This window comes from Acidovorax sp. GW101-11A03, from assembly GCF_059424825.1.
The window spans coordinates 80,200-93,346 of sequence record NZ_JBWKZU010000005.1 but is presented as its reverse complement, the minus strand read 5'-3'; the positions used below and the strand labels follow the sequence as shown (position 1 = coordinate 93,346).

At 67.8% G+C, this 13,147-nt stretch carries 13 protein-coding genes; 7 read left to right on the top strand and 6 right to left on the bottom strand.

The features are described from left to right. Positions 1–102: 102 nt before the first annotated feature. Entirely contained in the window at positions 103–1,407 is a 1,305-nt protein-coding gene (gene lplT, locus AC07Z7_RS04205; protein ID WP_252660209.1) for a lysophospholipid transporter LplT, read from the bottom strand. 156 nt (positions 1,408–1,563) lie between these two features. Here lplT and alr point away from each other — a divergent pair, with 156 nt between their 5' ends. Then, positions 1,564–2,679: an alanine racemase gene (gene alr, locus AC07Z7_RS04200; protein WP_494765413.1), complete on the top strand. Its 1,116-nt coding sequence runs from the start codon at positions 1,564–1,566 to the stop codon at positions 2,677–2,679. Between the two features lie 126 nt (positions 2,680–2,805). Further along, a complete protein-coding gene (locus AC07Z7_RS04195) occupies positions 2,806–3,672 on the top strand; it encodes a hypothetical protein (RefSeq protein ID WP_494765412.1) in 867 nt (288 codons plus the stop codon). A 95-nt stretch (positions 3,673–3,767) separates the two neighbouring features. On the opposite strand, the gene AC07Z7_RS04190 is transcribed toward AC07Z7_RS04195, so the two are convergent. Next, the gene (locus AC07Z7_RS04190) at positions 3,768–4,259 is read right to left on the bottom strand and encodes a MarR family winged helix-turn-helix transcriptional regulator (protein ID WP_494765411.1); all 492 of its coding nucleotides are present in this window, start codon (positions 4,257–4,259) and stop codon (positions 3,768–3,770) included. A 71-nt stretch (positions 4,260–4,330) separates the two neighbouring features. Between AC07Z7_RS04190 and AC07Z7_RS04185 the strand changes: the two genes are divergently transcribed. Next, the gene (locus AC07Z7_RS04185) at positions 4,331–5,140 is read left to right on the top strand and encodes a siderophore-interacting protein (RefSeq protein ID WP_494765410.1); all 810 of its coding nucleotides are present in this window, start codon (positions 4,331–4,333) and stop codon (positions 5,138–5,140) included. A 33-nt stretch (positions 5,141–5,173) separates the two neighbouring features. On the opposite strand, the gene AC07Z7_RS04180 is transcribed toward AC07Z7_RS04185, so the two are convergent. After that, the gene (locus tag AC07Z7_RS04180) at positions 5,174–6,061 is read right to left on the bottom strand and encodes a LysR family transcriptional regulator ArgP (protein WP_494765409.1); all 888 of its coding nucleotides are present in this window, start codon (positions 6,059–6,061) and stop codon (positions 5,174–5,176) included. A gap of 77 nt (positions 6,062–6,138) precedes the next feature. Between AC07Z7_RS04180 and AC07Z7_RS04175 the strand changes: the two genes are divergently transcribed. Together AC07Z7_RS04175 and AC07Z7_RS04170 are read left to right on the top strand one after the other, a co-directional pair. Continuing rightward, the gene (locus AC07Z7_RS04175) at positions 6,139–6,747 is read left to right on the top strand and encodes a LysE/ArgO family amino acid transporter (protein ID WP_252660216.1); all 609 of its coding nucleotides are present in this window, start codon (positions 6,139–6,141) and stop codon (positions 6,745–6,747) included. An 86-nt stretch (positions 6,748–6,833) separates the two neighbouring features. Further along, positions 6,834–8,414, top strand: coding sequence for an ABC transporter substrate-binding protein (locus AC07Z7_RS04170; RefSeq protein ID WP_494765408.1), 1,581 nt, complete (start codon positions 6,834–6,836; stop codon positions 8,412–8,414). 76 nt (positions 8,415–8,490) lie between these two features. Here the strand turns inward: AC07Z7_RS04170 and AC07Z7_RS04165 are convergent, their stop codons facing one another. From AC07Z7_RS04165 to AC07Z7_RS04155, 3 genes are all read right to left on the bottom strand, one after another. Further along, positions 8,491–9,114: a glutathione S-transferase family protein gene (locus AC07Z7_RS04165; RefSeq protein WP_494765407.1), complete on the bottom strand. Its 624-nt coding sequence runs from the start codon at positions 9,112–9,114 to the stop codon at positions 8,491–8,493. Between the two features lie 75 nt (positions 9,115–9,189). After that, positions 9,190–10,167, bottom strand: a complete 978-nt coding sequence (locus AC07Z7_RS04160) for a 2-dehydropantoate 2-reductase (protein WP_494765406.1) — start codon at positions 10,165–10,167, stop codon at positions 9,190–9,192. A 47-nt stretch (positions 10,168–10,214) separates the two neighbouring features. Then, entirely contained in the window at positions 10,215–11,048 is an 834-nt protein-coding gene (locus AC07Z7_RS04155) for an aldolase/citrate lyase family protein (protein WP_494765405.1), read from the bottom strand. Between the two features lie 162 nt (positions 11,049–11,210). Here AC07Z7_RS04155 and radA point away from each other — a divergent pair, with 162 nt between their 5' ends. After that, the gene (gene radA, locus AC07Z7_RS04150; protein WP_494765404.1) at positions 11,211–12,590 is read left to right on the top strand and encodes a DNA repair protein RadA; all 1,380 of its coding nucleotides are present in this window, start codon (positions 11,211–11,213) and stop codon (positions 12,588–12,590) included. Between the two features lie 49 nt (positions 12,591–12,639). Further along, a complete protein-coding gene (locus tag AC07Z7_RS04145; protein ID WP_094290123.1) occupies positions 12,640–13,059 on the top strand; it encodes a glycerate kinase in 420 nt (139 codons plus the stop codon). Positions 13,060–13,147: the final 88 nt, after the last annotated feature.

Sequence of the window (13,147 nt, the reverse complement as noted above, 5' to 3'; positions counted from 1 at the left end):
AACTGGCACACCGCCCTGCCAGCGCACCCGTGGAACTGGCTCTGCCAGGCCACCGGGTGCGTTCCCCTCCGGGGGAGGCGGCGCAGCCGCTCAGGGGGCTTCTCAGTGGTGTGTGTCGTGCCGCGCAATGTGCAGCAGGTGCTCCACCTCGTCGCGGTGCTGCACGCAGTTGTTCTGGTGCCAGCGCTGGATCAGCCACATCACGCCCGCCACCACCAGCCCGAAGGCCGTGATGGCGCCGAACACTGACAGGCCGAACTTGAGTGACAGGCTGTAGAACGCGCCCAGCGCCAGGATGCAGGCCTGCTCATTGAAGTTCTGCACGGCAATGGAGCGGCCTGCGCCCATGAGGTTGTGGCCCCGGTGCTGCAGCAGCGCGTTCATGGGCACGACCAGGTAGCCGCCCAGGCCGCCCAGGATGATGAGGAAGGGGATGGCCACCCAGATGTTGCTGATGAACACCATCAGGATCAGCAGCAGCCCCATGGCAATGCCCAGCGGGATCACCTTGGTGGCCATGTCCAGGCGCATGCGCATCGAGGCCACCACGGCGCCCACGGCCGTGCCGATGGCCACCACGCCCGTGAGGGCCGAGGCCTGCGTGGTGTTGTAGCCCAGCGCCACGGCGGCCCAGGCCAGCACGATGAACTTGAGGTTGCCGCCCGCACCCCAGAACAGCGTGGTGGTGGACAGCGAGATCTGGCCCAGCTTGTCGCGCCACAGGCGGCTGTTGCAGGCCCAGAAGTCGGGCAGCAGGCTCAATGTGTTGGAGACGATGCTGCGCGCAGGGTCGGCACGCAGCGGGCGCATTTCCACGCCGGTGTGCGGGATGCGGGTGTTGAACCAGGCGGCCACGGCATACACCACGATCAGCGCGGCAATCGCAGACTCGGCGGGCGTGTCCACGCCGGTGTTGATCATCGGGATGTCGATGCCCAGCAGCAGGGCCGACATGTGCTGCCCCACCAGCTGGCCGCCCAGCAGCACGCCCAGGATGATGGAGGCAATGGTGAGCCCCTCGATCCAGCCGTTGGCCTTGACCAGCTGCGACGCGGGCAGCAGCTCGGTCAGGATGCCGTACTTGGCGGGCGAGTAGGCCGCCGCGCCCAGGCCCACCACCGCGTAGGCAATCAGCGGGTGCGAGCCGAACAGCATCATCAGGCAGCCCACCACCTTGATGGCATTGCTGATGAACATCACCTTGCCCTTGGGCAGCGCATCGGCAAAGGCCCCGACAAAGGGCGCGAGCACCACATAGAACAGCGCAAACATGGGCACCAGGGCGGCGCGCTGCCATTCGGGGGCGCCCTCAGAGCGCAGGAGTTCCACGGCGGCCACGAAAAGTGCGTTGTCGGCCAGCGAGCTGAAAAACTGCGCCGACATGATGGTGTAGAAACCGCGCTTCATCGAATGGCTGGTGGTGCATCAGTTGGGCTGATGCACTGTTAATTGTGAGTAACCGTAGCAGGAGACAGGCGGTTATATCACGCGGATAAACGGCTGCAGTGCCAGAATCCTGCAGGTATTCCCCGGTAGATTTCCCCGCCCCAACTGCTTCGTTCCATGCCCCGTCCCATCACCGCCACCATCCACACCGCCGCTTTGCACAACAACCTCGCGCGCGTGCGCCAGTCGGTGCCCGACGCCAAGGTGTGGGCGGTGGTCAAGGCCAACGCCTATGGCCACGGCATCGAGCGCGTGTTTGAGGGCCTGCGCGCCGCCGACGGTTTTGCGCTGCTGGACCTGGCCGAAGCCGAACGCGTGCGCCACCTGGGCTGGCGCGGGCCCATCCTGCTGCTCGAAGGCGTGTTCGAGCCGCGCGACCTGGAGCTGTGCTCGCGCCTGGGCCTGTGGCATGCGGTGCACTGCGACGAGCAGATCGACATGCTGGCCGCGCACAAGACGCAGGTGCCGCACCGGGTGTTCCTCAAGATGAATTCGGGCATGAACCGCCTGGGCTTCGCGCCCGAGCGCTACCGCGCCGCGTGGGCCCGGCTCAATGCGCTGCCGCAGGTGGACGAGATTTCGTTCATGACCCACTTCAGCGACGCCGACGGCCCGCGTGGCATTGCGCACCAGATGGCCGCCTTCAACGCCGCCGCGCAGGACCTGCCCGGCGAGCGCAGCCTGAGCAACAGCGCCGCCACGCTGCGCCACGCGCAGGATGCGGGCGTGCGTGCCGACTGGGTGCGCGCTGGCATCGTGGTGTATGGCAGCGCCCCCGACTTCCCCGAGCACAACGCCAGCCACTGGGGGTTGCAACCCACCATGACGCTGTCCACCCGCCTCATTGCCACCCAGCAGCTGCAGGCGGGCGACACCGTGGGTTACGGATCGCGCTTCACGGCCGACGGCCCGCTCACCATCGGCATCGCCGCCTGTGGCTACGCAGACGGCTACCCGCGCCACTGCGACACTGGCACGCCGGTGCTGGTGAACGGTGTGCGCACGCGCCTGGTGGGGCGGGTGAGCATGGATATGGTGACCGTGGACCTCACGCCCCTGCAGCAGGCGGGTGTGGACGTGGGCTTTGGCAGCGAAGTCACGCTGTGGGGCCGGGCCAGCAACGGTGTGGTGTTGTCCATCGACGAGGTGGCGCAGGCGGCAGGCACCGTGGGCTACGAGCTGATGTGTGCCCTGGCGCAGCGCGTGCCGGTGGTGGTGGACGGCGTGGCCTGACGCCAACGCCTACGGCAGCGGTTCGCGCAGAAGTTCACGCAGCGGGGGCCGACTGCGCGAAGGGTGGCTTGAAACTGGTGTGAAATGGCGCCGTCTGTTTGCCACCACGCGCAGCGCGCTCCTTCCATGGCCACACCCCGCAGCAACTCCTCTGCCTCCAAGAAAAAAAGCAGCTCCACCTGGCGCTCGGTGCGCATGCCGCACCACGGCGCGGTGGCGCGCACCCTCCAGCAGCGCTACAGCCTGCGCTGGCACGGGTTGCTGATCGGCAGCTTCACGCTGCTGCTGATGTGGGCCACCTCGCACCTGCAGATGGTGCTGGGCGTGGATTCGCTGGCGCTGCGGTATCTGGTCACGCTGTCGGTGGGCTACATCGGCTATCTGCTGGTGCTGCGCGCGTGGGCGGCGCGGCTGGTGCGGCGGGACGCGCCATCGGGCGATGGCAGTCTGGATGTGCCCGACATCTCCTGGCCCAGCGGCAATGGCCCCTCCGGGGGCGGCCAGGTGCCCCTGCCGCGCACCGGTGGGGGCGACTTTGGCGGCGGTGGCGCATCGGGGGACTTTGGGGGCGGGTGGACGCAAGGCCTGTCCAGCGGGGGCTCCAGCAGCGACTCCAGTGTGCTGGGCGACATTGCCGGTGGCGCGGCCGATGCACTGGGCAGCGCCGACGAGGGCGCGGTGGTGGTCGTGCCCGTGGTGGCCATCTTTCTCATTGGCGCGGCGCTGATTCTGGGCGCGGGCTCGCTCGCCATGCTGTTCTTTGGCTGGGATGTGCTGCTCACGGTGGCGGTGGAGATCGCCTTCTCAGTGGCCACCGCCCGCGCCGCCGCGGGGGTGGAGCGCGAGGGCTGGCTCAGCGCCGCCGTGCGGCTGACCTGGAAGCCCCTGCTGGGCGCGCTGGTCTGCGCCGTGCTGCTGGGCGCCACCATCGACCATGTCCTGCCCCATGTGCATTCGCTGCCCGAGGCGCTTCGCGTGATCCAGGGGCGCTGATTTGCTCTCTATTTGATAGCTGTCAGGGCATATTGCACTAGCGCTTGGGGCAAAAATCCCTTGAAAAAAGCGTCGGAAGCGTCTCCGAGGGGCTCCTACCGGGAGGATCGACCCTTGCCGTGGCTGCAGTCCTCGCCAGTCTCCAGGGGGGCCAGCGCGTCCAGGTTGGCCCGCACCCGCGCCAGCAGCGCCAGCAGCTGCGCCTGGGTGGCGTCGTCGCAGCCCGCCAGCACCTGGGCCGACAGGGTCTGCCGCGCGGTCTGCAGCGCTTGATACAGCGCCTGGCCTTCGGCGCTCAGCGTGAGGCACAGGCTGCGCCGGTCCTCGGCGTGCGGCTGGCGCTCCAGCCAGCCCTTGTCCTGCAGCAGGCCCAGCATGCGCGCCACCTGGGCCTTGTCGGCGCCGCTGTGGCGCACCAGCTCTTTCTGCGTGGCGCCGGGGTGGCGGCCGATGAAGTTCAGCGCGCGCACTTCATTGAAGGTCAGGTCCGGATGCACGGAGGTCATCGCGCGCACCATGCGCGCCCGGTAGGCGTGCATCAGGTCGTGCAGGGCTTCAAACACATCGGGGCGGGTGCGTGGGGGCATGGCGTGGCTATCGGTTGACAAAGTCAACTGAATGGCGGATGATTTGGTTGATTAAATCAACATTTTACGCCATGAACGCACCTCTGCCCCTGGCCGCCACGGCCCCCTCTCTCGCCATCGAGCGCATTCGCCACCCTTTGCAGGGCCGCCACCTCCAGGTGGTGCGCCGCACCCAGGTCAGCCCTGGCTTTGTGCGGCTGACCCTGGCCGGCCCCGAGCTGGCAGGGTTTGTCAGCGCCGGGTTTGACGACCACCTCAAGCTCATCCTTCCTGCGCCCGGGCAGGACCGCCCCACCTTGCCCACGCTGCAGGACGGCCGCCCCGTGTTCGACGGCCCCCGCCCCGTGCTGCGCGACTACACCCCCGCGCGCTTTGACGCCGCTGCGGGCGAGCTGGACATTGAAGTGGCCCTGCACGACGCAGGCCCCGCCACCGACTGGGCCGCCAGCGCCGCCGTGGGCCAGTGGGTGGGCATTGCCGGGCCGCGCGGCAGCATGGTCGTGCCCACGGGCTTCGATTGGCACTGGCTGCTGGGCGACGAAACCGCGCTGCCCGCCATCGCCCGCCGCCTGGCCGAGCTGCCCGCCAGCGCGGTGGCCACCGTGCGCATCCAGCTGAGCAACCCGGCCGACCAGCGGGTGTTGACCAGCGCGGCGCAGGTGGATCTGCAGTGGGTGAGCGCGCTGCCTGCCGCTGTGGAGGCGTTGGCGCTCCCCACCGGCGCGGGCTTTGTCTGGGCCGCTGGCGAACACAGCGACATGGCCGCTGTGCGCCGCGCCATGCTGGCCAAGCCGGGCGTGGACCCGAAGCGCATGCGCATCTCCGCCTACTGGAAGCGCGGGGCGGCAGACCACCACGAGGACCTGGCGAACGCCGCGTAACTGGCGCTCGCGGCTTCACTCGCCGCCTTTCTTTCAGCGCAGCAGCGTCAGCGCCGCCGCCTTCTGCACTGCCTGCGTCATGTGCTGCAACGCCTGCACATTCAGGCGCCAGCATTGCCAGTAAAGCGGCACATCCACGGGCTTGTTCGCAATCAGCTCGACCAGGGCACCAGTCTTCAGGTCATCCTCGACCAGCGGGTCGGGCGTCATGCCCCAGCCCAGGCTGGCGCGCGTGGCTTTGACGAACGCATGCGCCTCAGGCAGCCAGTGCACGGGCGGTGCGAGCTTGCGGCGCGTGATGCGACCCACAAAACGCGCCTGCAGCGCATCCTTGCGGTTGAACACCAGCATGGGCGCCTGCGCCAGCGTGGTGGCGTTCACCCCTTGGGCAAAGTGGCGCTGCATGAACGTAGGGCTGGCCAACGCACGGTAGCGCAGCGTGCCCAGCGGCAGCACCTGGCAGCCCTGCACGGGCTGCGGGTCGGCCGTCACGGCGGCCATCACGCGGCCCTCGCGCAGCAGGTTGGCCGAATGGTCCTGGTCTTCCACATGGATGTCGAAGGTGATGGCCTGCCCCTCGGCCGCCTGCGCCATGGCGTGGGGGAACCAGGTGGCCAGCGAGTCGGCATTCACGCCAATCGCCAGCCGCGTGGTGCTGTGCTGCCCGCCACCAATGGTGGCCAGCGCGTCCGCCTCGCTCAGCGCCACCTCGCGCGCATGGCGGTACAGCGCCTGGCCCGCCTCGGTGGGCGTGCAGGGCGTGGCGCGGCGCACCAGCACCTGGCCCACGCGCTCTTCCAGCAGCTTGATGCGCTGCGACACCGCTGAGCGCGTGACATGCAGCACGGCCGCCGCCCGCTCGAAGCTGCCCTCATCGATCACCGTGGCAAAGGCGTTGAGCTGGGCGGAGTCGAGTTGCATAGGTGGTTAGCCATTCTAACGGATCGTTAAAAAGTATAGCTGGTGTCAACGCATGCGCTTGGCCAGAATCCGTGCCCATGGTCTCCACTGCCTTCGTTCACGGTTTCACATCCACCGCCATGCTCATCATGGCCATCGGCGCGCAAAACGCGTTTGTGCTGCGCCAGGGCCTGCGGCGCGAGCATGTGATGCCCGTGGTGCTGGTGTGTGCGCTGTCGGACGCGGTGCTGCTGCAGGTGGGCGTGTGGGGCATGGGCGGCGTGCTGCTGGCCCGGCCTGAGTGGGCGCAGTTCATGCGCTGGGCGGGCGCGCTGTTCCTGTTGATGTATGCGGCACAGACGGCCGCGCGGGCGCTGCGCCCCGGCCAGTTGCTGGTCGCCACCAGCGGCCCGGGCACCAGCCTGCGCAGCACGCTGGCCACGGTGGTGGCGCTCACCTGGCTCAACCCGCATGTGTACCTGGACACCGTGGTGCTGCTGGGCACCATGGCCACCCCATACCCGGCCTGGGGCCGCGCGCTGTTTGCCGCAGGCGGCTCGCTGGCCAGTGCGCTGTGGTTCTTGTTGATCGGCCTGGGTGCCCGCTGGCTGGCGCCGTTGTTTGCCACCCCGGCGGCGTGGCGCGTGCTGGACGGGGTGACGGCGACCACCATGCTGGTGTTGGCGGGGGTGATGGGTCTAAGCTAAGAACGATAAGTTCGTTCTCATCTCATGCGGCTTGGGGGATAGTGCGGCCATTCAGCATTTTTTGGCGTTATGCCTATCCCCCGTCCATGCGCTTCAAACACCTTCTCCTGGCCGCCGCCGTTGTTGCGGCCCTGCCCCTGGCCGCACAGGCCAAGACCTTCCGCTGGTCCCGCTCGGTGGACATTTCCACCTGGGACATCCACACCCAGAACGTGGGCGTGAACAACACCATGCACGGTGCGGTGTACGACACGCTGGTGGAATACAACAGCAAGACCTTCAAGCCCGAGCCGTCGCTCGCCACCGAGTGGAAGCTCATCAAGCCCACGCAACTGCGCCTGACTTTGCGCAAGGGCGTGAAGTTCAGCGACGGCAGCGAGTTCACGGCCGACGATGCCAAGTTCTCGCTGGAGCGGGCCAAGGCCAAGACTTCCAACTTCGCCGTCTACACGCAGGGCATTGACCGCGTGGAAAAGGTTGATGCCTACACCATCGACATCCACTCCGACCTGCCCAACCCCGTGCTGATGAACCAGCTCACCGAGCTGCGCATTCTGAGCAAGGCCTGGGCCGAGAAGAACAAGTCGGTGGAGCCCAAGGACATCAAGACCAAGGACGAAACCTTTGCCCACCGCAACGCGCTGGGCACCGGCCCCTACCAGCTCAAGCAGTGGACGCCCGACCAGCGCGTGGTGCTGGAGCCCAACCCCCACTGGTGGGGCAAGGGCAAGTACCCCACCAACCTGACCGAGATCGTCTACACCCCCATCAAGGCCGACGCCACACGCACGGCAGCGCTTCTGTCGGGTGAGGTGGACTTTGTGATCGACCCCAGTCTGCAGGACCTCGCACGCATCAAGCAGACGCCCACCCTGCAGGTGCTGGAAGGGCCGGAGTACCGCACCATCTTCCTGGGGCTGGACCAGTTCCGCGACGAGCTGCCCGGCTCGGACGTGAAGGGCAAGAACCCGCTCAAGGACCTGCGCGTGCGCAAGGCGCTGTACCAGGCCATCGACATCCAGTCCATCCAGCGTGTGGTGCTGCGTGGCCTGGCCCAGCCCACGGGCACACTCATCGCGAACCAGGTCAACGGCTGGACCAAGAAGGCTGACGTGCGCTACCCCTACGACCCCAAGGCCGCGCAGAAGCTGCTGGCCGATGCGGGCTACCCCAATGGGTTTGAAGTGGACTTTGCGTGCAGCGCGGGCCGCTACATCAACGACGAGCAGCTGTGCCAGGCCATCACCGCGCACTGGGCCAAGGTGGGTGTGAAGGCCAAGCTGCGCTCGCTGCCGTTTGCGACCTACTTCCCGATGATCCAGCGCAACGAGGCCAGCATCTACTTGCTGGGCTGGGGCGTGCCCACATTCGATGCGTTCTACAGCCTGCAGTCGCTGGTGCGCTCGCCCGGTGCGGGTGGAGATGGCAACTTCAACCTGGGCCGCTTCTCCGACCCGCAGATCGACGCGCTGGTCGAGCGCGTGAAGAAGGAAACGGACACAGCCACGCGCAACGGCCTGATCGAGCAGGCGCTGATCAAGGAGCATGAGCTGGTCTCGCACATCCCGCTGTACAACCAGGTGATCCCGTGGGCGGGGACGAAGAAGGTGGAGATCATCCACCGCGCGGACAACCGCATCGACTGGCGGTATCTCAAGGTGAACTGATCCAATTTGCCAACAAAAAGCCCCGGCGCTTCTGACCCGAAGCACCGGGGCTTTTTTTGCGTCCGCAGGCGGCGTATCAGGCCAGTGCGCGCTGCACGGCCGGGCGCTGCAGCATGCGCTGCGTGTGCGCGAACACCTTGGGGAACTGGGCAATGTCCACGCCATCGCTCTTCAGCCAGGTGCCGATGGTGAACAGGTAGCCGTCGGCCACCGTGTACTGCTCGCCCATCACCCAGGGGCCCTGTTCCGCCCGCGGCAGGTAGTGGCTTTCGATGAGGTTGAAGCACTCCGTCATGTTCTGCGGCACCTTGCGCTGCATCGCGGCCTGGGCCTCGGGCTCGTCGGCCCAGCGGCTGGCGCGGGGGCGGTGGGCGTGGGCAATGTGCACGGTGGACGCGAGGTAGCTGTGGAACTCCTGCAAACGCGCAAAGCCGTAGGCGTCGGCCGGGGCCAGGCGGGCTGCGGGAAAACTCTGCGCCACAAAGGCCAGCAGGGCCGAGGTTTCGGTCAGCGTGCCCTGCGGCGTGGCCAGCGCGGGCACGCGGCCCTTGGGGTTCACGGCCAGGTATTCGGGCGTGCGCTGCTGGCCTGCGGCGAAGTCCACGCGGACCAGTTCGTAGGCAGCGCCCGCTTCTTCCAAAGCGATGCGCACGGCCTGCGCGCATGTGCCGGGGGTGTAATACAGCGTGAGTGTGGTCATGGTTAGGTTGCTATTAAATGTGTAGCTTATAAGACAATAGGGTTGCGCGCAGACGGCCTTTTTGGCTTGAAGTTTTTAGTACAGGCCGCGCGTGCGCGCCATCAGGCGCACCAGGCCCAGCAGCGCGTCGGTGTGCGGGGTGGGCACGGCGGTGATCTGGCCCAGCTCGCGCACGGCGCCCACCAGGGCGTCGATCTCCATGGGCTTGTTCGCTTCCACGTCCTGCAGCATCGAGGTCTTGAACGCGCCCAGCTTGCGCGTGACGGCGTGGCGGTCCTCGGGCTGCTGGTCAATCGGCAGGCCCAGCTTTTCGCCAATCGCCTTGGCTTCGAGCATCACGTGTGACACAAACCCCCGCACCAGCTCGTCGTCCAGGATGCGGTCAGTGGTGGCGCCGGTGAGGGCGCTGATGGGGTTCATGGTGAGGTTGCCCCAGAGCTTGAACCAGATGTCCTTCTGGATGCAGTCGCTCACCTCCACGTCGATGCCGCCGCGCTGCAGCGTCTCGGCCAGGGCCTGCAGGCGTGCGCTGCGGTGGCCGCTCGGCTCGCCGACGATCAGGCGGTTGCCAAAGTGTTGCTTCACGAAGCCCGGGGCCTCCAGCGAGCAGCTGGTGTGCACCACGCTGCCCACCACATGGGGCGTGGGGATGGCGCTGGCGATCACACCGCCCGCGTCCACGGATTCGAGCGCACGGCCCTGCGCGGCGCCGCCAAAACCATCCAGAAACCACCAGGGCACTCCGTTCATGGCCGTGAGCACGATGGTGTCCGGCCCGATCAGTGGGGCCATGGCGCGCGCCACATCGGGCAGGCCGGGCGCTTTCACGGCCACCACCACCAGGTCCTGCACGCCCAGGGCCGCCGGGTCGGCTGCGGCCGTCACCGCCACCTGGGCCACCGAGCCGTCGGGGCGCCGCAGGCGCAGGCCGTCGGCCTGCAACGCTGCCAGCGTGGCGCCACGTGCGACCAGGCTCAACGGGCTGCCCGCCTGTGCCAGGGCCACGCCCAGCCAGCCGCCAATGGCGCCCGCGCCGTAGATACATGCTTTCATGCTTGTCGATCCTTGCTTGTTGTTGTGTCTTGTCTGGAAGAGAAGGGCTAGTAGCCTGCGGGCCGTGGTGCGGCAGCGGCATCCGTGCCGGTGCGAAAGCGCGCCAGCAGATTCTGCGCAGCGCTGGTCAGCAGCATGGTGTCCACGCCCACGGCCACAAACAGCGCACCGGCCGCCAGCCACTGGCGCGCCTGCGCCTCGTTGGTGGCCAGGATGCCCGGCGCCTTGCCCGCGCGCAGGATGCGCGTTATGCCGTCGTGGATGGCGGCTTGCACATCGGGGTGCGCCGGGTTGCCCGGGTGGCCCATCGAGGCCGACAGGTCGGCCGGGCCGATGAACACGCCGTCCACGCCGGGGGTGGCGGCAATCGCGTCGAGGTTCGCCATTGCTTCTACCGTCTCGGCCTGCACCAGCAGGCAGATCTGCTGGTTCGCCTCGTGCACGTACTGCGGGTACGCCTGCCAGCGCGACGAGCGGGCGAGCGCGCTGCCCATGCCACGCACGCCTTCGGGCGCATAGCGCGTGGCGCGCACCAGCTGCTGGGCCTGCTCGGGCGTGTCCACCATGGGCACCAGCAGGGTTTGTGCGCCGATGTCGAGGTACTGCTTGATGAGGGCGGTGTCGCCCACCGGCACCCGTGCAATGGCGTGGGGGGCGCGGGCCCCCGGCGGCAGGGCGCTGGTGGCGCTGGCAATGGCCTGCAGCTGGTGCAGGATGGAGCGCAGGTCGTTGGGCGCATGTTCGCCATCGACCAGCAGCCAGTCGTAGCCGGTGCCTGCGAGGATTTCTGCGGTGTAGGCATCGGCCAGGCCCAGCCACAGGCCGATTTGTGCCTCGCCCCGGGCCAGGGCCTGCTTGAAGGAATTGGTGGGTGTGTGCATGGCGTGCATTCTTGCCGAAGCCAGAGAACAAAGCGGATGGGGGGCCATCGTAGGGGCGCAGCGCCTGGGGTCTATAGGTGCTTGGTAGGGGGGCGCCGACTCCCGGGCCTGCGCCGCTATAGTCGGCCACCCACGCCTGTGCCCACCGACCATCCCCTTTCCATGGCCAAAGACAAAACCATCTTCACCTGCACCGAATGCGGCGGCACCAGCCCGCGCTGGCTGGGCAAGTGCCCGGCCTGCGGCGCCTGGAACACGCTGATCGAGCAGGTGGCCGAGGCCGGGCCGGGCAAGAACCGCCTGAGCGCGCCGCAAGGCTATGCAGGCCTGGCCCACGCGCAGCCCGTGATGCCGCTGGCCGCCATCGAGGCCCAGGACGTGGCCCGCACCCCCAGCGGCATCGACGAGCTGGACCGCGTGCTCGGCGGCGGCATTGTGGAAGGGGGCGTGGTGCTCATCGGGGGCGACCCGGGCATTGGCAAATCCACCCTGCTGCTGCAGGCCATGGACGCACTGCAGCGCGCGGGCCTGCCCACGCTGTATGTGACAGGCGAGGAAAGTGGTGCCCAGGTGGCGCTGCGCTCGCGCCGCCTGGGCATCGAGGGCAGCCAGGTGCAGCTGCTGGCCGAGATCCAGCTCGAAAAGATCCTGGCCACGGTCGAAGCTACCCAACCGGCCGTGGTCGTGATCGACTCCATCCAGACCACCTACTCCGACCAGCTCACCAGCGCGCCGGGTTCGGTCGCCCAGGTGCGTGAATGTGCGGCGCACCTCACGCGCATGGCCAAAGGCACGGGCATCGCCGTGATTCTGGTGGGCCATGTGACCAAGGAGGGCGCGCTGGCGGGCCCGCGCGTGCTGGAGCACATGGTGGACACGGTGCTGTACTTCGAAGGTGACACCCACAGCCAGTTCCGCCTGGTGCGCGCCATCAAGAACCGCTTTGGTGCCGTCAACGAAATCGGCGTTTTCGCCATGACCGAGAAGGGCCTCAAGGGCGTGAGCAACCCGAGCGCCATCTTCCTCTCCCAGCACAGCGAGCCGGTGCCCGGCAGCTGCGTGATGGTCACGCTGGAGGGCACGCGCCCCATGCTGGTCGAGATCCAGGCGCTGGTGGACAGCGGCGGCCCCAGCCCCCGGCGCCTGTCGGTGGGCCTGGACAAGGACCGCCTGGCCATGCTGCTGGCCGTGCTGCACCGCCACGCCGGTGTGGCCTGCATGGACCAGGACGTGTTTGTGAACGCCGTGGGCGGTGTGCGCATCAGCGAGCCCGCCGCCGATCTGGCGGTGATGCTGTCCATCACCTCCAGCCTGCGGGGCAAGGCATTGCCGCGTGGCTTCATCGCGTTTGGCGAAGTGGGCCTGGCGGGCGAGGTGCGCCCTGCACCGCGTGGTCAGGAACGCCTGAAGGAGGCCGCCAAGCTCGGCTTCAGCGTGGCCGTGGTGCCCAAGGCCAACGCGCCCAAGAAGCCCATCGAGGGCCTCACCATCCACGCGGTGGAGCGGGTGGAGGAGGCGATGAACGTGGTGCGGGGCTTGTAAGCAATGCCCACAGCCACACACGGTTGAGGCCGTAAGACAATCCCAGCCTATGAATCTGCGCAATATCCTGGTGCCCCTGGGGGCGGTGGCCCTGGTCGGGTTTGGTTTTACGGCCTACGGCTGGGCCGGTGTGGCGGCGGTGGTGGGCGGGCTGGTCATGTGGGCCCTGCTGCATTTCACGCGGCTGGTGAATGTGATGAAGAAGGCCGCCAAGCGGCCCATCGGCTATGTGGGCAGTGCGGTCATGCTCAATGCCCGGCTGGCCGAGGGCGTGAATCTGATGCATGTGGTGGCCATGACGCAGGCGCTGGGCGAGCTGCGGTCTGCCGAAGGCGCGGACCCGGAGATTTACCGCTGGACCGATGGCACGCGCTCGCATGTGACCTGCGAATTCCGGCAGGGCAAGCTGGTGAAGTGGACGCTGGAGCGGCCTGGGGCGGATGCCGACACGCCGCCGCAGGCCGGATGACATACCGGCCCTGATCGGGCAGATTTGCTGCACTGCACCCTCGTGCGGCGCTTCCCGGTGGGCTGGGGGCCCGTAAAATCCCGGTTTT

Excerpts from the sequence above, each read along its gene's own strand:
- AC07Z7_RS04195 (WP_494765412.1), top strand. The coding sequence starts at position 2,806 with ATGGCCACACCCCGCAGCAACTCCTCTGCCTCCAAGAAAAAAAGCAGC.
- lplT (WP_252660209.1), bottom strand. The coding sequence starts at position 1,407 with ATGAAGCGCGGTTTCTACACCATCATGTCGGCGCAGTTTTTCAGCTCG.
- AC07Z7_RS04160 (WP_494765406.1), bottom strand. The coding sequence starts at position 10,167 with ATGAAAGCATGTATCTACGGCGCGGGCGCCATTGGCGGCTGGCTGGGC.
- AC07Z7_RS04165 (WP_494765407.1), bottom strand. The coding sequence starts at position 9,114 with ATGACCACACTCACGCTGTATTACACCCCCGGCACATGCGCGCAGGCC.
- AC07Z7_RS04185 (WP_494765410.1), top strand. The coding sequence starts at position 4,331 with ATGAACGCACCTCTGCCCCTGGCCGCCACGGCCCCCTCTCTCGCCATC.
- AC07Z7_RS04145 (WP_094290123.1), top strand. The coding sequence starts at position 12,640 with ATGAATCTGCGCAATATCCTGGTGCCCCTGGGGGCGGTGGCCCTGGTC.
- AC07Z7_RS04170 (WP_494765408.1), top strand. The coding sequence starts at position 6,834 with ATGCGCTTCAAACACCTTCTCCTGGCCGCCGCCGTTGTTGCGGCCCTG.
- AC07Z7_RS04175 (WP_252660216.1), top strand. The coding sequence starts at position 6,139 with ATGGTCTCCACTGCCTTCGTTCACGGTTTCACATCCACCGCCATGCTC.
- AC07Z7_RS04155 (WP_494765405.1), bottom strand. The coding sequence starts at position 11,048 with ATGCACACACCCACCAATTCCTTCAAGCAGGCCCTGGCCCGGGGCGAG.
- AC07Z7_RS04190 (WP_494765411.1), bottom strand. The coding sequence starts at position 4,259 with ATGCCCCCACGCACCCGCCCCGATGTGTTTGAAGCCCTGCACGACCTG.
- radA (WP_494765404.1), top strand. The coding sequence starts at position 11,211 with ATGGCCAAAGACAAAACCATCTTCACCTGCACCGAATGCGGCGGCACC.
- AC07Z7_RS04180 (WP_494765409.1), bottom strand. The coding sequence starts at position 6,061 with ATGCAACTCGACTCCGCCCAGCTCAACGCCTTTGCCACGGTGATCGAT.
- alr (WP_494765413.1), top strand. The coding sequence starts at position 1,564 with ATGCCCCGTCCCATCACCGCCACCATCCACACCGCCGCTTTGCACAAC.